The organism is Pseudomonas sp. PDM09, assembly GCF_014852305.1.
GTDB lineage: Bacteria > Pseudomonadota > Gammaproteobacteria > Pseudomonadales > Pseudomonadaceae > Aquipseudomonas.
The window spans coordinates 1,040,508-1,063,898 of record NZ_JACVBI010000001.1 but is presented as its reverse complement, the minus strand read 5'-3'; the positions used below and the strand labels follow the sequence as shown (position 1 = coordinate 1,063,898).

The window sequence follows — 23,391 nt, the reverse complement described above, 5'->3', positions numbered from 1 at the left end:
GCCCAACAGTGTCATGACCTTGGCCTTGATAGCCTCGTGATCGCTTTGCGGATTAGTGGCCAGGTCCAGAAGTAGTGGCTGGTAGTATCGGTTTCCGGGGTGACACCATGAAAGCCGCTATAAAAACCGCACATTCCCCGTCCCCAAGGAACTCAAGCCATGCCCATGGAAGAGCACACGCTGAACGGAATGAGCGACGAGCTTAAACTCATGTTCAGTCGGTTTTGACACGAACAATTCGTCGAGAAACTAGCGTGGCGACTGCCCGCTCATCCACACCAGGCCAGTTGTGAATGCGATCAATACGACACCGAGCGTGCCCGCTACCAGGCCAGGACCGCTTCTATTTGTGCAAGCCGTCACACATGGAATACACACCGGCACCATTAACGTTCGTGTGCCGCACCTGTGGAACGTTTCAAGACTATGAAATTACAACCTAGTTCCCGAGCACTGCCCCAACCCGAAAGAGTAAGGACAATGCGACAGGGAGCAGCTGGACGTCAGCTTCGTGCACTGGCAACCTTTCATTGCGTCGTGGCTACCACGCCGCTCCGGGCGAGATGATGCTGGCCGTTGTCTGCAGCAGGCGCTTGCCTGTAAGACCGTCGAAGCAATCTCAGATAGCAAGACCGCGACAGTACTCTCTCTTCAAACTGAGCATTTCCGGGAGGCGCCGCCCCTGCCCTTCGACCTAAGTACTCTGCAAGAAGTTAGCTCAGGCAAACTGGGACTCGGAGCTCAGGAAACCCTGAACATCGGTCAATCCCTGCATGAAACCCACAAAGCCACTAGCTATCCGCAGCGATTGTCGCTATCTGCCACAGTACTTGGCCGCCGTTGCGACCTGAACCGCCGAAGCCCAGGTAATTTGCTTCCAGCACTACCACGTTGGAGATACCCCGCTCGGCCAGCTCCAGCGCCGTGTTGATACCGGAAAAACCACCCCCGATGATCACAACCTCAGCCTCGATATCGCCTTCGAGGTCCCGATAGTGCAGGTCGTATTTACGGGTTTTGGTTGGCATACATGCACCTCTTCAGCATGTTATGCCCGAACACAAAATTTCTGACAGTCCCGCGTGTGCTGCTGAACGATCAAAGACAATGCCTGCCACGGTCAGGAAAACGGCCGCAGTCAGCAACAACGCCAGCGGAGCGATCAGCAAAAATATACATAAGCGGAACACGTAAGCGGGGAAATAACGAAAACGCCGACGATAGCTTTTACCTGGAAGGAAATAGTCCTCACACGCACATCCTTACCGCCGTGCATAACCCGAGCAAATATCCATTCAATTGGGACCTGCGCCTGGCAATTGAGCCCTAACCAGATGCTGAAGTACCGTTCCTCCCCAACCTTCCTCGCCCAATGCAACCGAGTTGGGAGATGTGGGTGCATAGATAGCGCAAAACCCGGATTCAGTACCAGCGCCACACGCAGGTTTCTCCAGGGAGTGCGCCACAAGCCTCAGGCAAACGAGTTCATATGTCCACTAATGGGGTAACCCATCACCCTGTGCTGAATGACGAAGGTCCCAGTTGCTTATTTGACTACCCGCATCGGTACCTTCCTAAGTGCGTTGATGAAAACCCCGACCGAACGCTCCGGCTCACCGTCCAACTCCAGTCGCAGACTTCTCCTGTTCATTTCCTCTAGGAGAATCTGGCCTTCGAGCCTTGCCAAATGCGCGCCCATGCACAGGTGTGGGCCGCCGCCACCAAAGCTGGCGTGACCAACACGAGGCCGCCCCGCATTGAATGAATGAGGGTCTTTGAATACGGCCGGGTCTCGATTGGCAGCGGTAAACCACATCAGCACAAAGTCCCCCTTCGATATGTGCTGACCATTGAGCTCCAAGTCGACTTTTGCAGTACGCCCCATGTGCATGACTGGGCAGGTGTAACGCAACAGCTCTTCTACCACCGGCCCCATCTGTCCCGCTGGGGTCGTTTCAACTTGTTGGCGAACCAGCGGGTCCCGCGCCATCAGCACCAGAGATTGCGCAATTAGGGTATGGGTAGTCTCGTATCCGGCGATGATCAACGAGCTGATCATTTCCTTGTATTCGTCATCGGTGATTCCCATACCGCCTCGGGAAGCATGTGCCAACTCGGTGGCCATATCCGTGCCGGGCTCTTTCAGCTTGCGCTCGCGCAGCTCGAATGCATACGCCTCACACTCCTTTACCGCATTGATCGAGCGCTCGATACCAACCAACGGGTCCAACCGCCCAAAAATGTCGTTCGCCCACTTTATAATCAACGGGCGCTCATGGTCTGGCACCCCCATGACTTTGGCGATGACTTGGCCCGGCAGCTCTGACGCGATGGCAGGAATGATGTCGAGGCGGTCTTGCTGAAGCACCTTGTCGACGATCTCCACGCAGAGCTCGCGAATCCATCCATCAAACCTGGCCACTACCGGCGCCGAGAACGCCTTGGCTGCAAACATGCGCAGCCGTTTGTGTGTGGGCGGGTCGTTGAACATGATGTTGTCGCACTTGTGTTTCGCATGCTCACGCAGATTCGGGTAGTGCATCCCCTCAGCAGAAGTGAAGCGCTCCAAGTCGGTACCCACGGCACGAATATCGGCAAACCGCGTCAACGACCATGCCGTCCCGCCCATAGGGCTTGGTTGCCCATAAATAGGCCGTTCGTTTCTCAGTAGATCAAAGAGCTTATGCGGTGGGCCATCTGCAAAAGTGGCCGGGTTGAGAAGGTCCACATCCAGGGTGAAGCCGGTTTCGTCTGTCATTGTTGTTCTCGCGATTTTGCAGGCGGGTCAATTTGCCAAATAAAATATAATACCTTTCAAATTTAAATGTAATACCTTTGAGATCGATCGCCCCCGAAAGGGATCGACTACACCGGTCGCAACCCGCATAATCCGCATCCCATCCACCACCCCAGCAAGCGGTGTTGAAAGAGATTGCCTATGGCGAGCAGCCCCCTCCTCGGCTACCTGGAACACACGGGTCGAACCCACAACGAGCAATCGAGCAAGATGAAACTGGCCGAACGCATAGCCAGGATCATCGAGGACCGCATTGTCATCGAGGCCTGGCCCGTGGGGTTCTCGTTGGGCAGGGAGGCGGAGCTGGCCGCTGCTGCGGATGTAAGCCGTTGGAGCTTTCGGGAAGCCATCGTGCTACTCGAACAGATCGGCATGGTCGAATCGCGACGAGGCCGCAACGGAGGGCTGTTTGTCGCCTCCACGCTGTTCGATGCGGTCCGCAATGGACTGAGCAATTACCTGGAGTTTCTCGGCCCGACGCCAGCCGAGATCCGCGTAGCTCGAAAAGCCCTTGAAAGCGTGATGATCAGACAGGCTGCAGCTCGGATAAATGACACCAGTCGCGCACACCTGCAGACCCTCACCCAAGCTATTGGCGATGACTTCAACCCAGGTGTCATTGCCGCCGCCGCAGAAGTACGCAAGGCTCTATTGGAGCTGGCAGACAACACCGCGCTAAGTCTTTTCGTGCACGCAATCGGCCAGGCCCTCATACACGCTTCATGGTATTCGGCTCTGGATGATGAAGCCTTCCAAAGCCTTATGGGTGCGATGTCTCGGTCTATCAAAAAGACCGCACAGGCATTGATCGATGGCGAGCTGGAGCAGGCGCTGAGCTGGGACGACGAGTTTCTCGAACACTTCGAAGAGGTGTTCCGCCACTCGGCAGTAATGAGTGGCTTATCCAGCCGTGAAGGCGCGGTAGAGCGCGCGGATCAGCTCTTTCCTGCAGGGCGCCCACAAAAGAAAGCAGAGCAGATTGCCCGCAGGCTTCGCCAACAGATACTCGAAGCAGGTTGGCCTATTGGCATGCATCTGGGATCGGAAGCGGATCTGATGGAACGCTTTGAAGTTGGCCGCGCAGTTGTTCGTGAAGCCATTCGCTCCCTTGAGCGTTTAGGCGTAGTGGAAATGGGCAGAGGCGGTGCCAGCGGTCTACGCGTCGTTCGCCCAGACCCGGTGCAGATGACGCTCGCCAGCAGTCGCTATCTGCGACGTACAGGGCTGGAACCTGCGGAAGCTGCCTGCGTGCGCAACGCGCTTGAAGGCTTGCTGTCCGCCGCTGAGCCAGGCTCACGGCATCATCACGGTAATCCGCTTGCCGAGACCTTCATAAAGATTCTGGCGGACCTGTAAGCCATCTAGCTCCGCCTTCCCCTCTGCTCGCCTCCTCCCCCTCCTCAACCGTCTTCCCAGTGAAATATTCGCTTACATGGTGAAGCCGCCGTCCTGGCTGCGCCTATCCACCTGACGCATAAAGTTATTTCGGCATTTGTACCGGCCACCTTCCCTATTCCTTCTCGCATGACCAAGCCCGATTCGTTGCGGCCGGCTTGTTTCTTTGGACACTTCGTAAATATACTACTCATCAAACAAAAACGAAGTGGAGCAGATATGAGCAGCCTCAATAACACCACCGCCGTGATCACAGGTGCTGCGAGCGGGATCGGGCGATCCCTCGCCATCGCCCTCGCAGAAAGCGGCGCCTCTGTCGCCATTGCCGATGTCGACCTTATCCAGGCCACCCAGTTGGCCGAGCAGCTAGGCCCCAGGGTTCGCGCCTATCAATGCGACGTAACGGAACGATCCCAACTCGAAACGCTGGCCCAGCGAGTCATCGACGATTTCGGGCAGATCAACTACGTGTTCGCCAATGCCGGCGTCGCCATTCCCGGGCCGATTCTTGGCACGGCACCGGCCGAGTTCGATTGGCTCCTGGACGTAAACATCAAAGGGACGTTCTCGACCATCCAAGTGTTCGTACCACTACTGCTTCGGTCTGCCGAAGCAGGTCATATCGCCCGTTTCGTCATCACGGGTTCAGAGAACTCCCTGGGCATTCCCAAGACCGGCCCGAGCAGCATCTACACCCTCACCAAGCAGGCAAGCCTGGCGCTCGCAGAAACACTGCGTCGCGATCTGGCTGATACCGGGGTCAAGGTCTCCATTTTTTGTCCGGGCCTGGTCGACACCAAGCTCTACGACGCTCGACGTACTCGCCAGCAACGATATGGCGGTGAGTCCGCCATGCCCCAGGAGTACGCGGCACGCGCCAGCGCAGCGATGGCGCAGGGACAAGATCCCGCCCTGGCCGCAGCGCTCTGCCTGGCAGGGATAGCAAACGACGAATTCCTGATTATCACCGACCCCAAAATTCGTGAGTTCTCGGGCAAAAGAAATACGGAGATCAACAACGCACTCGACATCGTCGATACACGACTAGCCAACTGGGTGAGAACAAAATGAACTACGTTCGATTGGGCAATTCTGGACTGAAGGTTTCGAAACTCTGCCTTGGCTGCATGAGCTATGGCAAAGGCACCTACCACGGCGGCTGGACACTGGACGACGAACAGAGCGCTCCGTTCTTCAAGCGCGCCTTCGAGCATGGCATCAACTTTTTCGACACTGCCAATGCCTATTCCGAAGGTGCCAGCGAATTGCTGCTCGGCAAGATGGTGAAGGAGTATTCCCGCCGCGAAGAAGTGGTCATCGCGACCAAGTTTTTTGGAACGATGGGGCCTGGTCAGAACGAGCGGGGTGCCTCTCGCAAGCATATTGTGTCGGCGGTGGATGCCAGTTTGAAAAGACTGGGGACCGACTACATCGATCTTTACCAGCTGCATCGGTGGGACTACGAGACGCCCTTCGAGGAGACCGCCGAAGCCCTTAACGATCTGGTAAGGGCCGGCAAGGTGCTCTATCTGGGCGCCTCTTCCATGCACACCTGGCAATTCGCCAAAGCCCTGGGCATCCAGAAACAGAACGGCTTCTCCCGATTCGTTTCCATGCAGCCCCAGTACAACCTCGTTTATCGCGAAGAAGAACGGGAGATGCTGCCGTTCTGCCAAGACCAGGGCATTGGCGTGATCCCATGGTCGCCACTTGCCCGCGGCTTCCTGGCCGGTAATCGCAACAAGGAAGGCAGTGGAGCGACTGATCGCGCCCAAAACGATACCTTTGCTCGTGGACTCTATTTCAGAGAAGACGACTTCGAAGTTCAGCAACGTCTCGCGGAAGTCGCCAACGCCAAGGGCGTCGAGCCAATGAAAATTGCCCTTGCCTGGGTTGCCTCGCGGTCAGCAGTGACCTCTCCCATCATCGGCGCCACCAAGCTCGAACAACTGGACCAGGCCGTAGAGGCGCTCCAGGTGACCCTCACCGCAGACGAAGTCGCGAAGTTGGAGGAACCCTACAAACCCCATCCCGTGTTGGGTCATCACTGACAAGCCAACACCGACTGGCGGCGCTCGTGCGCCTTGAAAACAACACTCAGAGTTTTGAACCACTGAGGTAGCCATGAAAATAGATGCGCAACAGTTTCTGGCGGCCGCACAGGCCGATCAGGAGTTGCTATACAAGCTGCGCGATCTCACCGCACTTATACGAGTGAAATTGGGTGACTTCGCGTTTGAAATCGAAGTCAGGAATGGCGCTCTGTCGCTAGTCCACGCCAACACGAGTGCGGCAGATATCACCGTGTCCGGACCGGACACTTTCTGGAGCCAGGCACTGGTTGCAGACCCACAAGTAGGTTACGAATCGCTGTCAGTCGGGCAATTGTATGGCGCAACGGTAGAAGGCGATTTCGAGAGATTCCTCGCTCCCTATCAAGGTGTACTGCAACGCTTGTTTCTTGTGCTACGCCGGTCAGTTGCTGGTGATAGCCCCGCCCCCCACGCCGAGCCGGAACCCTACTGGCAAACCGACAATGCTGTCGGCCGTTATGTCTTTGTTCAAAACGGTAGCCAGAAAGCACGCGTTTACTACGAAGAAGCCGGACACGGGCCGGTAATCCTTGTGCTGCAACACACCGCCGGCGCCGACAGCCGCCAGTATCGGCACATGCTGGCGAACCCCGATCTACAACAACGGTTTCGCATGATTGCCTGGGACCTTCCCTCCCATGGCAAATCGCTCCCCCCCATCGGCTCACGTTGGTGGGAAGAGGCGTACCGACCCAGCAAGACCGAGTTACTTGACTGGAGCACAGCGATTGTCAAAGCACTCCAGCTCGACAAGCCAATCTATCTTGGCTGCTCCGTCGGTGGGCAGTTGGCGCTGGACCTGGCGGCTCATCATGCCGAGCACTACCGAGCATTTGTTGCGGTAAACGGCTGGTATGAGATTCGCTCTCGCGGTCAATACAACAACGACATCCATCGCAAGCCCACGACATCGACCGACTTCTTCGCCTCCCGAATCCTGGCAGCCACCGCACCCGACGCACCTCAGGCCGCAGCGCAAGAAGTTTACTGGGTGTATCGCTCGAACTTCCCTGGCGTCTACGCCGGCGATAACGATTACTTCATGAATCAGCATGACTTGCGCGAGGACGGCCACCTGATCGACACCCAAAAAACGCCGGTGGTCGTGGTGACCGGCGAATTCGATGGTAGTCAGTTGTACCCCGAAAACGGTGGCGCCGCGGTAGCAAAAAACATCCCCGGGGTCGAGCACATCGTGCTTCCTGGCCTTGGTCACTTTGCCCCTTCGGATGACCCGATACGGTTCTGCGACGCCATCCTCCCCATCCTCGACCGTCTGGTTCAGCAAAGTGAGCAAGCGCAATGATTAAGTTAGTACTCCTGATAAAACGCAAAGCCTCGTTGAGCTTCGAAGAATTTCGTCAGCACTACGAAACCACGCACGCCCCCCTTGCCGTGGCGACCCTCCCCCATTTGCGCAAGTACTGCAGAAACTACCTCGAAGCCTTTCCAGGTCAGGATGCCCCGCTTTTCGATTGCGTAACCGAGTTCTGGTTCGACGATGCCGAGGGTCTTGCTGCCACCATGAAGCTCACCCGCTCACCAGAAGGCCAGGTGCTCGCCAAAGACGAGGAACGCTTCATGGACCGGGCATCGATGCGCACCTACATCGCCCATGAAACAGCCACAGCATTCAAAGGAGCCTGATAATGTCCGATAAGCTCGTTATCGATTTCGACCATCACAACCCAGCATACCGTGACAACTGGGCCGAAGAGGCCGAGCAACGTGCCACACACTGCCCCGTAGCCTGGTCCGAGGCCCACGGTGGATACTGGATTCTGAGCAAGCATGAATATGTCGCACAGGCCGCTGACGATCCGGATTCATTCTCATCCTCGCATAACAACCCAGAGAAGCCCTGGGCCAAAGGCATTCTGATTCCGGAACTGCCCTATACCCTGGCGTTATCGGAAAGCGATCCACCCGTCCACCATGCTCGCCGCCTGATCGAGGCGCCCTACTTCGCTCCGGTTGCCGTGCGGCAGCAGGCAGATGTGGTGAAGGGGCACGTAGAAGAAGCACTGGATCGGGTAATTCATTTGGGAAAACTGGACTTTGCCCGCGACTTCGCCATGCGCGTCGCCGCCAAGACCACCATGGCGCTGGTGGGCATCGACCCCGAGCGTTGGGAAGAGTTCATGCTGGCCGCACACAAAGCCTCGTTGCTGCCGACAGACCATCCGGATTACCCCATCAAGGAAATTCTCAACGTTCAAACGAAAATGCGCGAAGTGCTCAGGGAGCGAAAAGAAGACCCACGCAAGGACATCATCAGTGCACTGGCCACCAAAAAGGCCATGGGTGAACCTCTGACCGAAGATGTACAGGTTGGCATGCTGTCAGCCGCCATCTTTGGCGGTTTTGGCACGGTGATGTCGGCCACCCTCAGTGTTTTGCTGTGGCTTGAAAATCATCGTGAGCTCTACCCGCAACTGCTCGCCGATGACGACCTTCTGGATCGTCTGGTGGAAGAAACGCTGCGCCTGAATCCGCCGAATCATGGTACGGCTCGTACCGTCGCCCGCGACTTCGAACTCCATGGGCAGCAGCTGAAACAGGGTGACCGGGTACTGCTCTCGTGGGCGGCAGCCAATCGCGATCCATCGGTTTTCGAGTGCCCGGCCGAGTTTCGACTGGACCGTGCCAACGGCAAGGATCACTTCTCATTTGGTGGTGGCGAGCATCGCTGCCTGGGAGCCCCCCTGGCTCGCGTAGAAATTCGCCAGATGGTGCGCGCCGTCATCAACAGAATTCCGGATTACAAGATCGATCACAGCCAGATCACGCTCTATCCATCTTTCGCCAACACGGCCGGGATTTCGAGCATGCCCGCTACCTTCACTCCACCGGCAGAGAGCTGAGCGACATGAGCATTTTTGGTTCGCCACCGAGCACCAGCCTCGCCGCCAGCATTTCGCATATCCGGGCCTCGCGCGATCGTGGCGTACGCTGGCTTCTCGATCACATCAGCACCAGCGGAGAACCGGTTGGCGCACGCGAACGCAACGGCTGGGCACGTGTTCCCTGGGCGCTCGCCGTTTCCGGTGAAAGCGACGCGGCGGCTCGGGTGGTCGCCTGGGCCGAGCGCACACAATTGGCAGCAGATGGGGGCTTTGCCCCCGGCCCGGCTCTGGGTAGCGGACGGTTTCTCGCTTACCCACTGGCTCATTTCGCGATCGGCGCCTGGCTGACTGAACACTTCGACACTGCCTCCGCCGCGATGATCGCACTACGCAAACTGCAAGATCCCGCCACTGGTGGATTGCCTATCGCACCGCCCCAAAACAGAAGCGCAGACCTTCACGACCTGCTATCTACCGCTCAGGTAGGCCAGGCAGCCGTGATCACTGGACAGCAGGATATCGCCGATGGCGTATACCGATGGATTCGAGAACTCCTGGAGCTCCAGCCGGCAAATGCCGGCAGTCGCTTCTATACCTTTCGCCAAGGCAAGGACCTTCTCGAGACACCGGAAAAAAGCCTGGAGTGGCTGTCGATCACGGACTTCAGCCTGCCTCGTCAAACCTATTACACCCCAGGCATGGCGGCGGTCTTCCTATCCGCATACGGTCAGCGCTACCGTCTTGAGCAGCCGCTGGACCTGGCTTCCGGTCTGTTGGCGAGGAATCTGTCGGGAAGCGCGGCGCAAGTCGACGACTTGGCGTCGGTGCAGTTTTGCAAGTTCGGCTGGGGGGCTGCCGCACTTGCGACAATCGATACGACGCGCGACTGGACGCCACACCTCATACAGATGGTCGACTGGTTCATTGCGCGTCAAGCGGTGAACGGCTCCTGGAGCCCGTCGGTATTTCTCCAACCCCAGCCCAGCGATATTGATCGCCTAATCAAGACGGCCGAACACGTGATGGAGGTCAACTCGATTCTGGCTGCATTGGGTGCCATCAGCGCCCGCCAGACTTCTGATTGATCACTTTAGCCAACGCTGGAAAGCGCGTGGCCCGTCCTACGCGCCCGTTTGCTTTTCGGCTCCATGGGTCACCCACAAACCCAATAACCAAGTAGCAACAAGCGCTGGGGTGTTTTGCCCTTCAACTTCGACGGTGGCGTGATAACGGAGTACATGGAAACCCGGCAATCGCTCGGTCACTTCGACAAAAGTGAAATGACCTCTTACGCGACTGTCGACCGGAACCGTACCCGTGAAACGGATGCGATCGTAGCCGTAGTTGACACCCATCTTTTTTTCCTCGATAGCGGGCAGCGCCGCTCGCATCATCGAAGGTAGCAGCGATAGCACCAGCAAACCGTGGGCGATGGTACCGCCGAATCGCGTCTGTGCAGCGCGTTCAGGATCGGTATGAATAAACGCATCATCGCCGGTCACATCGGCAAACCCATCCAGCATCATCTGGTCAATGGTGATCCAGTCCGATATGCCGGTGAGTTTGCCCTGAAGCCGTTGCAGCTCTGCAAAGCTGATAGTTTGGCGCTCAGAGGCCGAAGGGGCCGTGTCAGTCATAATGTTCTCTCATGGGATCATTTACCTCACCGCCAGCTCACGCAAACTGTTACGTTGCACCGCCTCTGCGGGGGCACAACAACCGCATTGCGAGGTGCTCGGCCGGAGAAGATGAAGAGCAGGCGCATCGATGCTGCGCCCTCCGCCGAGCGAAATCAGGATCATCAAAAGCCAGGCCACCAGGAACTGCAAGAGCATCAGCCAGCGGTTATCGCGACCATGGCCAATCGCCAAACCGCTAACACGTCGCAATGCAATGGGTGGCAGCGATGGCGTAGTGGTCATGTGCGAGAGCGTGCCGACGGACATATCGGCACTGCTAACTTCTCGGCGTCCTGGCACTGGCATAGGAACGAACCTGCTTCAGCTCGCATCCGCTTCGCGCGCCCAGCGCGGCAACGGAATGCCCTTTTCGTAATGCCATAGCAGGCGTACGGCATCGCGGCGTGTCGGGTCGAGCATCGCTCGCGCCAGCTCAGCCAGGCCATTGCCGGGGCGCTGACCACGGTTGGCCCAGCTACGCAGCCGTCGACTATAAAGCTGTACGTCGTACTCCATAGCGAAACCATTGCCACCAAACGTCTGGTGTACTGTGGTGGCGACAAAACGCGCCGCATCCACCGCTTTGGCTCGCACCATGATGGCGAACTCCGCCGACGGCGCACCATCGCCACCAACCTCGGCACCCGCCGTAAATGCCGCTTTGCGTACCAACAGCTCGGCTGCATCGAGCATGACCGCCGCATTGGCCAAACGATTGGCAACTCCCTGGTAGCTACCGATGATCTTGCCGAACTGCTCGCGCTCGCGAGCGTAGGCCAGACCATACTGCAGCAGGGCCTGACCAGCCCCCGTCATGCGCGCGGCCTCGATCAACGCCGCATAGCGACCGATTCGATCCGCGAGCCCGGCGTCACCCAGTTTTACAGCGGATGCCTGACCAGACAGGTGCTCAACCAGACTGTCTCCAGCCGTGGTGCGCCTGGCTTCGCCCTGCAGTTCTTCGATGTACACACCATCCTGGCGTTTAACCGCCACGCGACCGATGGAGGCTGGCACTGGTCCATCAAAAGCTACCGATACACCACAGGTGCCGGTCAGTGCCAGTACCGGTATGGTTTCTACATAATCGGTCGGTGCCAAGGCTCGCCCCAATTCGTAGGCGATTCGCGCGAACAGCTCTGGCTCAGCCTGAAGATCATCCAGCCCGAATGCACTCAGCTCATCAGCCAGCGTCGGCGATAGCCCGGAGGGCAGCGCCTCCGCTTCTCGAATCTGTACAGAGCTGCACTGCTTGGCAAGAACCTTGCGCAAGGTGTCGCCAATTTCCTCGACTTCGTCGCTCCAACGTTCATCCAACATGCTCAATTACTCCTCGGCAGATCCAGTTGGCGATTGGCAATGATGTTGCGCTGTACCTCGCTGGTCCCACCGATAATAGTCAGCACGGTGGCCACGCGCAGTTGTTGTTCAAAGTCAGCTGCCAGCACGTCGTCCCCTTCCGGATAGAGCGTGACATGACCGAGCAATTCGGTAGCCCACTCGATGAAGCGCTGGGCCAGTTCAGAACCGTGGACTTTACTCATGGGGCCGGTACCCGAGGTGTCCTCGCCACGTGCGGCCGACAGCCCCACGCGCAGATACAACAGGCGGTCCGCTTCCAGATCCATGATGAATCGACCCAGGGTTGTCAGATCACTTTCACTCAGGTGGTCTGCTTGCTCCGATAGGCGATGAATCAATCGAGCGCAAAGCAGGCGAGTTTCGGTACCACCAAAACTCATGGCTCGCTCTTCATCCAGATTGCCAGTGATCACGCGCCAACCCTGATGCTCATCACCGACCAGATTGGCGGCAGGAACACGAACGTCATCGTAGAAAACAGCGTTGACCCGCCAACCACCCAACACCCAGACCGGCTGGATAGTCACTCCTGGTGATTTGAGGTCGACCAGCAGTAACGACAAGCCGCGATGACGTACCTGTTCAGGGTCTGTGCGCACCAACAGACTGCACCAAGTCGACACATGCGCGGACGAGGTCCAGAGTTTCGCACCGTTCACCACATAGTGATCGCCATCGCGCACCGCACGGGTCTTCAATGACAACAGATCACTGCCGGCGCCAGGCTCCGAAAGCCCTTGGCAGTATGTCCAGCTGCCATCGACAACATGCGGCAAATGCTCGGCGATCTGCTCGGGCGAACCACTGCGCAGCAACATGCCGCCGCCGCGCTGGTTGGTCGTCAGGCCATAACCGGGGAAGCCCTGGCACTCCAACTCCTCCGCCATCAACAACTGCTGATCGACCCGCGCCTCCTGGCCATAAGGTTTTGGCCAGGTCAGCCCAATCAGCCCCCGCGCAGCCAATTGGCGCTGGAATGTCATCGAATAGCGCTCGATGTGCAGACCTTCAATCTCTCCCCGCAGCGCCTTCATCTCAGGCCAGCCGTAGCTATCGGCCAGTTCCCGCATGCGATCGCGGTAGAGGTTATCCTCTTCGCCAGGGTAGAAATTCATGGCATCTCCGACAAATAGTTAAATAAGCTAACCTAGTTAGTATAGAAGGAGGAACAATCGTCTGCCTAGCCCATTCGTTCTCAGCTTTTTCACCGGCGATCATCGGGTGCTCCACCGCTCTAAAGTGCAAGTTGACAAACTTAGGTATATAAGTTGACTATTAAACACACAAGCCCATGGATAACCAAACCTTCTGGGCATTTCCATAGAGAAACCCGAGATCCACTCCTTAACCAGGATTCGGGAACCAACAAGAAACTGAGGAGTAGCCAACAATGGCCCGAATTACCTTCATCGAACACAACGGCAAGCGCATCGAGGTCGAGGCGCAGAGTGGCGACTCTCTGATGAAGGTCGCCCTGGCCAACGGCGTAGAAGGCCTTACCGCCGAGTGCGGCGGCTGCCTGAGCTGCGCCACGTGCCATGCCTATGTGGATGATGATTGGGTTGACCGCATACCTTCGCCAACCGACGAGGAGTTGGTGATGGTCGAATGTGCAGTGGATGCCCGGCCCAACAGTCGGCTGACGTGCCAGGTCGTGGTTTCCGACGATATGGACGGCCTGGTGGTACACCTCCCCGCCTCCCAATACTGATCAGCCAGGAGTAGATGATGTCCCAATCACTCGCAGGCCTGCGTGTACTGGAAATGGGGCGGATAGTATCCGCTCCCTGGAGCGGTCAAACCCTGGGCGACCTGGGTGCAGACGTGATCAAGATCGAGCGTCCCGGGGTCGGCGACGACATGCGCAGCTATGGCCCTTCCTATGCCGTAGATGCGGACGGACGCGAGACTCCTGAGTCCGGGCACTACCTGTGCTCGAACCGCAACAAGCGCTCCGTCACCGTGGATATCACCACAGCGCAGGGCCAGGAAATCATTCGCAAACTGGCTGCCGAATCGGATGTGCTGATCGAAAACTACAAGGTCGGCGACCTGGCGCGTTACGGGCTCGACTATGACAGCCTGGCAAAGATCAATCCGCAGCTTGTCTATTGCTCCATTACCGGTTTCGGCCAAAGCGGTCCTTACGCCAAACGCCCCGGATACGATGCTGCGTTCCAGGGCATGAGCGGTATGATGGCCGTTACCGGCGAACCGGACGGTGGCCCTCAGCGGGTTGGCGTTTTCATCATCGATGAGATGACCGGGCTGTATGCCACCGTTGCCATCCTCGCTGCACTGCGTCACCGCGATGCAGGGGGTGGTGGCCAATACATTGACCTGGCACTGCTCGACGTCGGCGTGGCGGCCATGGCACCGCGGACCATCGAATGGACGTTGCAAGGCAAGATTCCCGAGCGCCTGGGCACCAAATCGCCGGGCTCATGCCCAGCGCAGGTATTCAAGTGCGCGGATGGCTACCTCAATATTCAGGCGGGTGCCGAAGTGCACTATCGCAAGCTGTGCGATGCCCTGGGCCTGGAAGAACTGAAGGAAGACCCGCGCTTTGCGGTACGTAAGGACCGGGTTCTTCATCAAGACCTGCTGGTTTCGTTGCTGGAAGAGAAAATCAAACAGCGCGGTACTCGCGAGCTCTTCGACGACCTTGTCGCCAGAGGCGTGGTAGTAGCCCCCATCTACCAAGCCAATGAAGTGGTCGAAGACCCCCAGGTGCGCCACCGTGAACTGTTCTTTGAGGTCCCCCACCCCACCGTTGGCAAGGTGCCCTTGGTGAAAAGCCCGATGAGGCTCTCGAAGACCCCTGTCGATACGTTTAGCGCGCCCCCAACCATTGGCCAGCACACCCGCCAGGTGCTTACCCAGGTACTGGGCTACAGCGACGAGCAGGTTCAGAGCCTGGCAGATAGCGGCGCAATCTGACGCCACGCCCGGCAGCCCTTCGAGGCTGCCATTTTCCTTTGCATTGGCACGCAGACATCCGCCCCGTGCCACAGCTGACACCAACTCGCCTTAACCGAGGTATCCAGATGACTTCAGCAGCCCAAGAAAAACCGCTCTACCGGACGTACCCGGAACTGACCGATCCGCCAGCGAACGTACCACCGCACCTGGTCTATGACGTGGACATTTTCAACCTGCCAGGTGCAAAGGAAGGTCCACACGCGGCCTGGAAGCAGGTGCAGCAGGACAAACCACCAATTTTCTGGACGCCGCGTCATGGCGGCTACTGGATGGTGACGCGCGGCGAAGACATTCTCAAAGTGCAGAACGACGCGGTTGGTTTTTCCATGCGGGCTGCCCTGGTGCCAAACAACCCGCGCCCCTTCCCGGCGCCACCGATGGAAAAAGACCCACCCGAGCACGCCAAGTGGCGCATTCTGATCTCGCCGGCCTTTTCACCGAGGGTGATTCAGGCCGCCGAGGATATGGTGCGCAAGTTCGCTGTCGACCTGATCGAAGGCTTCAAGGACAAAGGCGAATGCGAGTTCGTGTCGGAGTTCACCTCGGTACTGCCGATCGTGGTGTTTCTAACCATGATGGATCTGCCATTGGAAGATCGCGAACGCCTGCTGCCACCGGCCAACGAAATCGCCCGCTCGCCGGATCCGACCAAAATCCACCATGCGCGGATGGCCTTGAAGAGCTACATCGAGGACGCCGTTTCCGAGCGCGAAAAGAACCCTCGCGATGACCTCATCACCAAAATCCTCAACGCCAAGGTAGACGGTGAGCAGATTCCCCATGACGTAGCCGTCGGCATGCTTACCCTGCTGCTGTCCGGTGGACTGGACACCGTGAAGAACCTGATGGGGTTCTGCTGCCTGTCGTTGGCCCAGGATCCAGCGTTGCAACGCCGCTTGCGAGAGGATCCGGCCGTAATTCCACACGCCGCTGAAGAGCTGATTCGTCGTCACGGCGTATCAATGACAGCGCGCCTGGTAACCCAGGATATGGATTTCCTCGGCGTGCAACTCAAGGCTGGCGACCAGATTCAGCAATTCAGCTATCTCTACGGCCTGGACGATGCGACCGTCCCCAATCCGATGAAGATCGACTTTGATCGTCCGGCGCCCATTCCCCATGCGACCTTCGGCAATGGTCCGCACCGCTGCCCGGGTTCGATTCTCGCCAAGAAGGAAATGCTGGTCTGGTTGGAAGAATGGTTCAAGCGCATGCCCGAGTTTCAGGTCAAGCCGGGCACCGTACCGCAGCAAGACTCCAGCATGGTTCTGGTGGTTTCGGAACTGTGGCTTTCTTGGGCAGCCCAACAGAAACAATAAGACGTCGGCAATCCTGCTGGGTGTGAAAAAACCGAGATTCCTTATCGGAATCTCGGTTTTTTTATGGCGGCTGCAGCGCATGAGTGGGCGATAAAAGCAGCTAATGAGCGGAACGTGGTTGCTTGGTGCGCAAAGCTATCTTGCGACCCGTTTGGCCAGGACACTCCACCTTGGCAAACACCTGCATCAGGGTATGCAGACGCTCCCTGACATCCTCTGGAAAAGGCGCAGAGCGGCGCGTCGCCAGGTCAACACTCACCGTCAGGTATTCAATCGTGGCCACCAACGGGCCATCGGGCCCTCTGCGCATCTCGTGGTAGTGATGAAAGCAGCGTTCATCGAAGCCGATCAACCAGCTGTAGAGGGTGATCGGGTCCCCTAGAAGCAGTTCGCGCTCATGGGTGATATGCGCCTCCCGCTGGAAGCAGGTAAGACCACGAGCACGATAGGCCGGACCAAACCCTAGGGGACGGAAGAGCTTCGGCAGTCCTTGTTGAAAAACCAGGATGTAGTTGGCCGCCCCCATATGGCCGTTGGCATCGATAAAGGTTTCTCCGACCTCGGATTGCAATGCCTCAATGGGCGCCACCGTAGGCAACGGCGGCAACACCCGGCGCTTGCCATTCACATCTTCAGCCATTTGTTCACCTCGCTTGCGGGATCTTTGTGCTCCTTGCCAATATAGCAAACATAGTAATCTACGTTTACTTTGTTAGCATACCCATAACAAGAGAACACTCATGCACAGCAATCATGAAGAACGTGAAGAGCTACGCCTGGCGCTGAGAAGCATCCTGAAGCGAATCTGGCCGGCAGAAGAGGCCGTCACCCGCTCAACCTCCCCCGCTGCACTGGAAACCCTGTGGCGAGCGCTATGCGCGAACGATGTGGTGTTGATGCGTTCCGCTCAAGACCTGGCCATGGTCATGAATGAATGCGGCCGCGTCGCAGCGGCCATACCACTGATCGGCGCAGCTATCGCCCTTCCCCTTCTGGACGTGGCACAAGCCAACGCGCTGACGCGTGGCGATCTGCGTATTGCTGTCGCACTGGGGCGCTTCGATGGCGACAGACTGGCGGGCTCTCTACAACTTGAAGGCGATCGGGCGAACGGACAAATGGCGGCCATCGAAGACTGGTCCTTGGCCACTCACCTGTTGGCCATAGCCGACGACGGGCAGAGCGCCGCGCTGATCGAAACCACTGCCAGCGGATTGGTGGCCGAGCCTACCCCAGGTTTCGCGACCCCCGCACTGGTTCAACTGCGAATGGAAAATGTGGCCTGCAAGGTGATTGCATTGGTGCCTCGATTCGCTGAGCACTCGGCCAGGCTGGCCCGCCTGCTGCTCTGCGCACGCGCCAGTGGCGCGGGACGTCGAGGACTGGAGCTGGCCGTGAGCTATGTGCGCTTGCGCGAACAGTTTGACCAGCCTATCGGACGCTTCCAGGCTGTCCAGCACAAGCTGGCAGACTGCATGGTGAACCTGGATATCTGCGAGTTGATGATAGACAACTGCGCCGACGCAATCGAAGCCGGCGAGGGAGCCTTTGAGTCCGCCGCCCTCCTCGCTGTCGCCAGCCCAGGTCTGCGCAAGGTCGCCCTGGAGCTACACCATGCCTTCGGTGCCATCGGTTATGCCGAAGAGCATGAACTGCCTCGACACTTTCGCCGCATCCATGCCGATATGTTGCGCCTTGGCAGCGCCCCTGAAGCTCGCCTTCACCTGGGCAAGCACCTGCTGCAAAACGGCACCCCCTTTCCGCCATTCCGGAACGATCCAGATGCGGAGCGCTTGCGCCAACAGGTCCGTACCTGGCTGGGTCAACATTGGGATGCCGATGCACGCGCGGCGTCCTGCCAGCGTCCCTTTGCCGAGCGCGATTCGGACCTCAACTTTATTGGCGAGTTGGGTAAACAGGGGTGGCTCAGTATCAACTGGCCCGAGTCCCACGGTGGCCTGGGTCTATCGCCGCTCGAACAACTGGCATTTGTTGAAGAAATTCATGGCTGTGGAGCCCCTATAGCTTTGTCCCAGGCAGGCAGTTGGCTTATCGCACCGGCGTTGATCAAATTCGGCTCCCAGCAGCTTCAGGATCAATTTCTGCCTCTGATCGCCAGCGGAGCGGCACGCTTCTGCCTAGGCTATAGCGAACCGGAAGCGGGCTCGGACCTCGCCTCCTTGCGTACCCGCGCCACGCGGGATGGCGATGAATTCGTGATTAACGGCCAGAAGCTCTGGACCACGCTGGCCGAGACCGCCACCCATGTATTTTTGGCAGCGCGCACAGACCCGGACGCCAAACCCAAACATGCGGGTATCAGTCTGTTCATTGTTCCTACGGACGCGCCAGGCGTAGATATACACCCCGGCATGGCGCTCTATGGTCGTACGTTCTCGACGGTGTTCTATGACGACGTGCGCATACCGGCGAGCAACCTGGTGGGCGAACTCAATGGTGGCTGGGGGGTGCTTACCTCCGCTCTCGCCTCGGAACGGGTACTCATGGGCGGCAGCGTGGCTCGCCTGAAAGCACTGCTGGAAAATATCGCTGGCGCCCTGCACGAACGCCGAAACGATGCCGTCGTCCTGGATCGTATCGGTGGTCTGGCCGCTGAGCTGCACGCTGCTCGACTCTTGGCCATGCGCTCCGTCCAACTGCTACAAAAAGGCGCCCCCGCTTTGCTGGAAGGGGCTGTAAGCAAGTTGTTCACCGGTGAGTTCGCCGAACGGTTGGGCGAAACCGCACTAGAGCTTTTCGGCATCGGCGCCACTCTCAGCGAAGAGAGCGATTTGGCGCCTATAGCTGGCTCGATAGAGCAGCATGTGCGCGCCTCGATCATGGCCGTGATTGGCGGCGGAACGGCGGAAATTCAACGCACGTTAATTGCACAGCGCGGCCTCGGACTGCCACGATGAGTGCAGCCTGGGCTGCAACGCGGGTTGCGTCCAGGCTAAGTGTCTTAACTACCTGTCCATACCGGTTTTCGGCGTTCGAGAAACGCTCGCGTACCTTCTTTTGCATCGGCGCTTTCACGCACCAGCTTGCCAGCTTCGCGCATGGCAACGAACAAGGCGCTCTCATCCGGATCCCCTGCCAAGCGCGCTACCCGCAAGCTCTGTTGCACGGCAATGGGTGCGCCTTCGGCAATCTGTTCGGCCATCTTCAAGGCCTGCGCCTCAGCCTGCCCAGCTGCCACTAGACGGTTCACCAAACCCAACTCGTAACCCCGTTTGGCCGAGATGGCGTCGCCGATCAGCAACATTTCATAGGCAATCGCCGGCGGAATTCGTCGCGGCAGGCGAAATACCCCCCCCCCACCGGCATAGATGCCGCGCTTGACCTCTGGCAGCGCAAAACTGGCGACTTCACTGGCGACCAGCAGATCGCAGGCCAGACAGATTTCCACGCCACCGCCAAACGCCGGGGCGTCTACGGCAACGATCCACGGCTTGGTGCGACGCGCCTCGATGATGCCGGCAAAACCGCCCTCTTTTGTCAGTAACGCCGCGTGGTTGCCAGCGGCCACCTCAGCCAGGTCCGCACCCGCGCAAAAGCTTTGGTCGCCGGTGGATGACAACACCACCGCACGGATTTGCGAGTCCTGTTCAGCTAGAGCGACGGCGCGGCCGATGCCTTGCGCAATCTCACCATTAATGGCGTTGCGCTTCTCGGGTCGATTGATCTTTACCAGCAGTACGTGATCGCCCACACGTGAAACCTTCAATACCTCGTCCACTCACCACCTCCGGATTTCGACAAGCAGTTGGGGCTTGCCTGTCCTTCACCACGCCACTATAGTTTAATAAGTAAATATAGTTAACTACGTTACATGGGAGGTTGCAATGTCAAAGCATGCGCAAGGCGATCGAAGCCGTGGTCATTACATTGGTGGTAAATTCGTAGCCTCCACCGGCACCGAAGCCATCGAAGTGGTCGACCCGGCCAGTGGCGAGAAAATTGGCGAGGTGGCGGCCGGCACTGCCGAAGATATCGATGTGGCCGTGGCAGCAGCGCGCGACTGCTTCGACTCCCGCGCCTGGCGCAAGCTCAGCGCCCATGACCGCGCCAATACGCTGTGGACCTTCGCTGATCGCATTGCAGCCCACGTCGACGAGTTCGCAGAGCTGGAGGTGCGGGATAACGGCATGCCCCTAATGTTTGCCAAAGCCACTGTGGCGAGCCTGGTGAACGGCGTTCGCTACTACGCCGGCATGGTCACCAAACTGCATGGCCAGACTTCAGAAATTTCTGGTAATGGCCGCGAGCTGCATGCCTATACCCAGTCCGAGCCAGTGGGCGTGGTGGGCTCCATCACGCCCTGGAACGCCCCTCTGGGTGTCCTGGTTAATAAAATCGCACCCGCTCTTGCAGCCGGTTGCAGCATCGTCTGCAAGCCCGCTGAACAGACGCCTTTGTCTGCTGTACGCCTCGGTGAGTTGCTGGATGAATGGCAGCTATTTCCCAAAGGGCTGATCAACATCGTCAATGGCTATGGGCATGTCGCCGGCCAGGCCATGTCGGACCATCCAGATATCGACAAACTGACCTTCACCGGCTCAACAGCAGTAGGCAAGAAACTGGTACACGCCTCGGCCAACAGCAACCTCAAACGCGTGACCCTGGAGCTGGGCGGCAAGTCCCCGTTGTTCATCTTCGACGATGCCGACCTGGACAAAGCCATTGCCGGCGCCGCCATGGCGATCTTCGCCAACAGCGGCCAGGTCTGCTTTGCCGGCTCTCGCCTGTACATCCAGCGCAACATCTTCGACCAGGTAATCGAGGGTGTCGCCAAGATGGGTGCCGCGATGCGCCTGGGCAGTGGTCTGGATCCGCAAACCCAGATGGGGCCGCTGGTTTCGGCTCAACAGATGGCCCGCGTTCTGTCTTATGTTGAGAGTGGCGTGGGCGAAGGTGCCGAGCTGGTGTGTGGCGGCCAACGCCATGGAGACAAGGGTTTCTTCGTCACTCCCACCGTATTCGCCAACCGGGAGCGCAAGGCCCTTCGCATTGCCGAAGAGGAAATCTTCGGGCCGGTGGTCACGGCGATGCCCTTCGATGGTCTGGATGAACTGGAGGCCTTGGCCAACGACACGCCGTACGGCTTGGGATCGGGCATCTATACCAGCAATGTCAGCACCGCCCATCGAGCAGCCAAGCTGATTCGCGCCGGCAATGTCTGGATCAACTGCTACGGCATTCTCGACAAGGCCATGCCATTTGGTGGTTTCAAACAATCGGGCTGGGGCCGCGAATCTGGCTTTGAAGGCATCGCGCCGTTCCTCGAAACCAAGTCCGTTTACACCCTGCTGTAACGCTATAGGCTGCCGGCTTATTGCCGGCAGCCTCAGGCGCGTCCCCATCCTCTCAATCCAACAACAAGAAGGAGCGCCCGGGATGATCGATCCTCTGCGCATACCCGTGATCGTGGGCGTCGGTGAATGCCTCGACCGTGACAACCTCCACGAACCCCGCATCTTGCTCGCGATGGCGGCGAAGCTGGCAGGCGACGAAGCACGAGGCCTGTTAGAACAGGTCGACTCCATCGACGTTGTCGCAATCATGAGCTGCCAATACGAAAACATCGGACAGTTGCTTGCCAGTGACCTCGGTGTAACGCCGGAGCGAACCGGGGAAAGCCTGGCCGGCGGTGAAAAGCCGGTACGACTATTGGGTGAGGTTGCCGAACGAATCGCTGCCGGCGTGAGCCGCGTGGCTCTCGTGTGCGGGGCGGAAGCAATGCGTACGCGTGCTCGTGCCGCCCAGGACAGCAAACCCTTGGAATGGGGCCCGGTGGATCCAGCAGCCAGGCAACTGACTGCCCTGGATTTCGTCACCCCCCATGCAGCACGATATGGCCTGGTGCAGCCCACCCAGGTCTATCCGCTTTACGAGAACGCCACCCGCCACGCCTGGGGGCAGAGCCTGGAACAGGCGCAACAGGAATCAGGCCTGATTTGGAGTCAGAACGCCGATGCGGCTGCGCATAATCCGACCGCCTGGCTTGGTAAACCGCATACCGTTGAACAGGTTGTCGAAGACTCCGACAGCAATCGCCTGATTGCCTACCCCTATCGCAAACTGATGGTGGCAAACCCCTTGGTCAATCAGGCCGGCGCCATTCTGATAACCAGCCTGGCCCGTGCACGTGCCGCCGGCATTGCCGAAGAACAGCTCATCTACATCTGGAGCGGCGCCCGCGCCGACGAGCCGAAGGACTTTCTCAGTCGCGACAGTTTTGCTCATAGCACGGCCCAGGATGCTGTACTGCACAGCACCGTAGCGCAATCTGACCTGCAGCCGTCCGAGATCGACTTGGTGGAGCTGTACAGCTGCTTTCCTACCGTACCGAAAATGGCCCGCCGCGCCCTTGGCCTTCCAGAGCAGAAACCGTTGAGCCTTGCGGGAGGCTTGACCTTTTTCGGCGGTCCGGCGAACAACTACATGACCCATGCATTGGCGGCAGCCGTTCGAGCTCTGCGGGAACGCAAGGGGCAGACTGCACTGATCTATGGACAAGGGGAGTTCGTCACCAAGCATGCTGCCGTCGTGCTCGCCATCAAACCACCGAAACAGCCGCCGCAGATGCTCGATGTGCAATCTGATGCCAATGCGGCTGCCGGCCCTCAGCCGCCGCTCCTGGAAAGCTACCAGGGCATCGCCACGATCGAGAGTTTCACCATTATCTACGACCGCAACGGTGCGCCTAGCCATGCACCGGTCGTGACCAGGACCCCAAATGGGGAGCGAGTTGTGGCACTGGTGGCATGCAACGACGATGCATCGATCAAGGCACTACTGGGTTCAGACCCCATTGGCTGCCGCGGCCACATCAGCAGTGGTGAGAAGGGCCTATTGCATTTCAGGGTAGATAAGTCAGACAGCCGAATGACTCATCAGTAACACCTCGATCTATCT

The 23,391-nt window shown here is 58.4% G+C and carries 20 protein-coding genes and 3 pseudogenes; 14 read left to right on the top strand and 9 right to left on the bottom strand.

The window, feature by feature from the left end:
• Window positions 1-12: 12 nt before the first annotated feature.
• A pseudogene (locus IB250_RS28990) lies at window positions 13-128 on the bottom strand (aromatic ring-hydroxylating dioxygenase subunit alpha); the annotation flags it as partial.
• 356 nt (window positions 129-484) lie between these two features.
• On the opposite strand from IB250_RS28990, the pseudogene IB250_RS04705 reads away from it, so the two are divergent.
• A pseudogene (locus IB250_RS04705) lies at window positions 485-827 on the top strand (DNA topoisomerase); the annotation flags it as partial.
• Here IB250_RS04705 and IB250_RS04700 read toward each other — a convergent pair.
• Both IB250_RS04700 and IB250_RS04695 read right to left on the bottom strand, forming a co-directional pair.
• Window positions 825-1,028 (bottom strand): annotated as a pseudogene (locus IB250_RS04700) (FAD-dependent oxidoreductase); the annotation flags it as partial. The pseudogenes IB250_RS04705 and IB250_RS04700 sit on opposite strands and share 3 nt — an antisense overlap.
• Window positions 1,029-1,546: 518 nt before the next feature.
• Window positions 1,547-2,758, bottom strand: coding sequence for a cytochrome P450 (locus IB250_RS04695; RefSeq protein ID WP_192343182.1), 1,212 nt, complete (start codon window positions 2,756-2,758; stop codon window positions 1,547-1,549).
• Window positions 2,759-2,938: 180 nt separating this feature from the next.
• On the opposite strand from IB250_RS04695, the gene IB250_RS04690 reads away from it, so the two are divergent.
• The 7 genes from IB250_RS04690 (at window position 2,939) to IB250_RS04660 (ending at window position 10,216) form a co-directional block, all read left to right on the top strand.
• Complete coding sequence (locus IB250_RS04690; protein ID WP_192343181.1) at window positions 2,939-4,153, top strand: FadR/GntR family transcriptional regulator; 1,215 nt, start codon at window positions 2,939-2,941, stop codon at window positions 4,151-4,153.
• 258 nt (window positions 4,154-4,411) lie between these two features.
• Window positions 4,412-5,263, top strand: coding sequence for an SDR family oxidoreductase (locus IB250_RS04685; RefSeq protein WP_192343180.1), 852 nt, complete (start codon window positions 4,412-4,414; stop codon window positions 5,261-5,263).
• Entirely contained in the window at window positions 5,260-6,243 is a 984-nt protein-coding gene (locus IB250_RS04680; RefSeq protein ID WP_192343179.1) for an aldo/keto reductase, read from the top strand. Before IB250_RS04685 ends, IB250_RS04680 begins: the two co-directional genes overlap by 4 nt.
• 73 nt (window positions 6,244-6,316) lie before the next feature.
• Complete coding sequence (locus IB250_RS04675; protein WP_192343178.1) at window positions 6,317-7,591, top strand: alpha/beta fold hydrolase; 1,275 nt, start codon at window positions 6,317-6,319, stop codon at window positions 7,589-7,591.
• 35 nt (window positions 7,592-7,626) lie between these two features.
• Window positions 7,627-7,932: an EthD domain-containing protein gene (locus tag IB250_RS04670; protein ID WP_192343177.1), complete on the top strand. Its 306-nt coding sequence runs from the start codon at window positions 7,627-7,629 to the stop codon at window positions 7,930-7,932.
• A gap of 2 nt (window positions 7,933-7,934) precedes the next feature.
• Window positions 7,935-9,149, top strand: a complete 1,215-nt coding sequence (locus tag IB250_RS04665) for a cytochrome P450 (protein WP_192343176.1) — start codon at window positions 7,935-7,937, stop codon at window positions 9,147-9,149.
• A 5-nt stretch (window positions 9,150-9,154) separates the two neighbouring features.
• Window positions 9,155-10,216, top strand: a complete 1,062-nt coding sequence (locus IB250_RS04660; protein WP_192343175.1) for a hypothetical protein — start codon at window positions 9,155-9,157, stop codon at window positions 10,214-10,216.
• Window positions 10,217-10,252: 36 nt separating this feature from the next.
• Here the strand turns inward: IB250_RS04660 and IB250_RS04655 are convergent, their stop codons facing one another.
• From IB250_RS04655 to IB250_RS04640, 4 genes are read right to left on the bottom strand one after another with little or no spacing between them, the layout of a single operon-like run.
• Window positions 10,253-10,768 (bottom strand): MaoC family dehydratase, encoded by a 516-nt coding sequence (locus IB250_RS04655; protein ID WP_192343174.1) that lies wholly within the window; start codon window positions 10,766-10,768, stop codon window positions 10,253-10,255.
• Window positions 10,769-10,789: 21 nt separating this feature from the next.
• A complete protein-coding gene (locus tag IB250_RS04650) occupies window positions 10,790-11,077 on the bottom strand; it encodes a hypothetical protein (RefSeq protein WP_192343173.1) in 288 nt (95 codons plus the stop codon).
• A 54-nt stretch (window positions 11,078-11,131) separates the two neighbouring features.
• Window positions 11,132-12,130: an acyl-CoA dehydrogenase family protein gene (locus IB250_RS04645; protein WP_192343172.1), complete on the bottom strand. Its 999-nt coding sequence runs from the start codon at window positions 12,128-12,130 to the stop codon at window positions 11,132-11,134.
• A gap of 2 nt (window positions 12,131-12,132) precedes the next feature.
• The gene (locus IB250_RS04640) at window positions 12,133-13,287 is read right to left on the bottom strand and encodes an acyl-CoA dehydrogenase family protein (protein WP_192343171.1); all 1,155 of its coding nucleotides are present in this window, start codon (window positions 13,285-13,287) and stop codon (window positions 12,133-12,135) included.
• A 275-nt stretch (window positions 13,288-13,562) separates the two neighbouring features.
• Here IB250_RS04640 and IB250_RS04635 point away from each other — a divergent pair, with 275 nt between their 5' ends.
• The 3 genes from IB250_RS04635 to IB250_RS04625 all read left to right on the top strand — a co-directional run bounded on the left by IB250_RS04635 (window position 13,563) and on the right by IB250_RS04625 (window position 16,473).
• Complete coding sequence (locus tag IB250_RS04635) at window positions 13,563-13,883, top strand: 2Fe-2S iron-sulfur cluster-binding protein (RefSeq protein ID WP_192343170.1); 321 nt, start codon at window positions 13,563-13,565, stop codon at window positions 13,881-13,883.
• Window positions 13,884-13,900: 17 nt separating this feature from the next.
• A complete protein-coding gene (locus IB250_RS04630) occupies window positions 13,901-15,112 on the top strand; it encodes a CaiB/BaiF CoA transferase family protein (protein WP_192343169.1) in 1,212 nt (403 codons plus the stop codon).
• A gap of 107 nt (window positions 15,113-15,219) precedes the next feature.
• Window positions 15,220-16,473, top strand: coding sequence for a cytochrome P450 (locus IB250_RS04625; RefSeq protein WP_192343168.1), 1,254 nt, complete (start codon window positions 15,220-15,222; stop codon window positions 16,471-16,473).
• 100 nt (window positions 16,474-16,573) lie between these two features.
• Here the strand turns inward: IB250_RS04625 and IB250_RS04620 are convergent, their stop codons facing one another.
• Window positions 16,574-17,113 (bottom strand): thioesterase family protein, encoded by a 540-nt coding sequence (locus IB250_RS04620; RefSeq protein WP_192343167.1) that lies wholly within the window; start codon window positions 17,111-17,113, stop codon window positions 16,574-16,576.
• 100 nt (window positions 17,114-17,213) lie between these two features.
• Here IB250_RS04620 and IB250_RS04615 point away from each other — a divergent pair, with 100 nt between their 5' ends.
• Window positions 17,214-19,391 carry an acyl-CoA dehydrogenase family protein gene (locus IB250_RS04615; RefSeq protein WP_192343166.1) on the top strand — a complete coding sequence of 726 codons (2,178 nt, stop codon included), beginning with the start codon at window positions 17,214-17,216 and terminating at the stop codon, window positions 19,389-19,391.
• 44 nt (window positions 19,392-19,435) lie between these two features.
• On the opposite strand, the gene IB250_RS04610 is transcribed toward IB250_RS04615, so the two are convergent.
• Complete coding sequence (locus IB250_RS04610; protein WP_318652626.1) at window positions 19,436-20,212, bottom strand: enoyl-CoA hydratase-related protein; 777 nt, start codon at window positions 20,210-20,212, stop codon at window positions 19,436-19,438.
• Window positions 20,213-20,318: 106 nt separating this feature from the next.
• Between IB250_RS04610 and IB250_RS04605 the strand changes: the two genes are divergently transcribed.
• Both IB250_RS04605 and IB250_RS04600 read left to right on the top strand, forming a co-directional pair.
• Window positions 20,319-21,788 carry an aldehyde dehydrogenase family protein gene (locus tag IB250_RS04605; protein ID WP_192343165.1) on the top strand — a complete coding sequence of 490 codons (1,470 nt, stop codon included), beginning with the start codon at window positions 20,319-20,321 and terminating at the stop codon, window positions 21,786-21,788.
• 82 nt (window positions 21,789-21,870) lie between these two features.
• A complete protein-coding gene (locus IB250_RS04600) occupies window positions 21,871-23,376 on the top strand; it encodes an acetyl-CoA acetyltransferase (protein ID WP_192343164.1) in 1,506 nt (501 codons plus the stop codon).
• Window positions 23,377-23,391 lie beyond the last annotated feature (15 nt).

Coding starts and splice junctions, on each gene's coding strand:
- IB250_RS04695 (WP_192343182.1), bottom strand. CDS start 2,758: ATGACAGACGAAACCGGCTTCACCCTGGATGTGGACCTTCTCAACCCG.
- IB250_RS04690 (WP_192343181.1), top strand. CDS start 2,939: ATGGCGAGCAGCCCCCTCCTCGGCTACCTGGAACACACGGGTCGAACC.
- IB250_RS04685 (WP_192343180.1), top strand. CDS start 4,412: ATGAGCAGCCTCAATAACACCACCGCCGTGATCACAGGTGCTGCGAGC.
- IB250_RS04680 (WP_192343179.1), top strand. CDS start 5,260: ATGAACTACGTTCGATTGGGCAATTCTGGACTGAAGGTTTCGAAACTC.
- IB250_RS04675 (WP_192343178.1), top strand. CDS start 6,317: ATGAAAATAGATGCGCAACAGTTTCTGGCGGCCGCACAGGCCGATCAG.
- IB250_RS04665 (WP_192343176.1), top strand. CDS start 7,935: ATGTCCGATAAGCTCGTTATCGATTTCGACCATCACAACCCAGCATAC.
- IB250_RS04660 (WP_192343175.1), top strand. CDS start 9,155: ATGAGCATTTTTGGTTCGCCACCGAGCACCAGCCTCGCCGCCAGCATT.
- IB250_RS04655 (WP_192343174.1), bottom strand. CDS start 10,768: ATGACTGACACGGCCCCTTCGGCCTCTGAGCGCCAAACTATCAGCTTT.
- IB250_RS04650 (WP_192343173.1), bottom strand. CDS start 11,077: ATGTCCGTCGGCACGCTCTCGCACATGACCACTACGCCATCGCTGCCA.
- IB250_RS04645 (WP_192343172.1), bottom strand. CDS start 12,130: ATGTTGGATGAACGTTGGAGCGACGAAGTCGAGGAAATTGGCGACACC.
- IB250_RS04640 (WP_192343171.1), bottom strand. CDS start 13,287: ATGAATTTCTACCCTGGCGAAGAGGATAACCTCTACCGCGATCGCATG.
- IB250_RS04635 (WP_192343170.1), top strand. CDS start 13,563: ATGGCCCGAATTACCTTCATCGAACACAACGGCAAGCGCATCGAGGTC.
- IB250_RS04630 (WP_192343169.1), top strand. CDS start 13,901: ATGTCCCAATCACTCGCAGGCCTGCGTGTACTGGAAATGGGGCGGATA.
- IB250_RS04625 (WP_192343168.1), top strand. CDS start 15,220: ATGACTTCAGCAGCCCAAGAAAAACCGCTCTACCGGACGTACCCGGAA.
- IB250_RS04620 (WP_192343167.1), bottom strand. CDS start 17,113: ATGGCTGAAGATGTGAATGGCAAGCGCCGGGTGTTGCCGCCGTTGCCT.
- IB250_RS04615 (WP_192343166.1), top strand. CDS start 17,214: ATGCACAGCAATCATGAAGAACGTGAAGAGCTACGCCTGGCGCTGAGA.
- IB250_RS04605 (WP_192343165.1), top strand. CDS start 20,319: ATGTCAAAGCATGCGCAAGGCGATCGAAGCCGTGGTCATTACATTGGT.
- IB250_RS04600 (WP_192343164.1), top strand. CDS start 21,871: ATGATCGATCCTCTGCGCATACCCGTGATCGTGGGCGTCGGTGAATGC.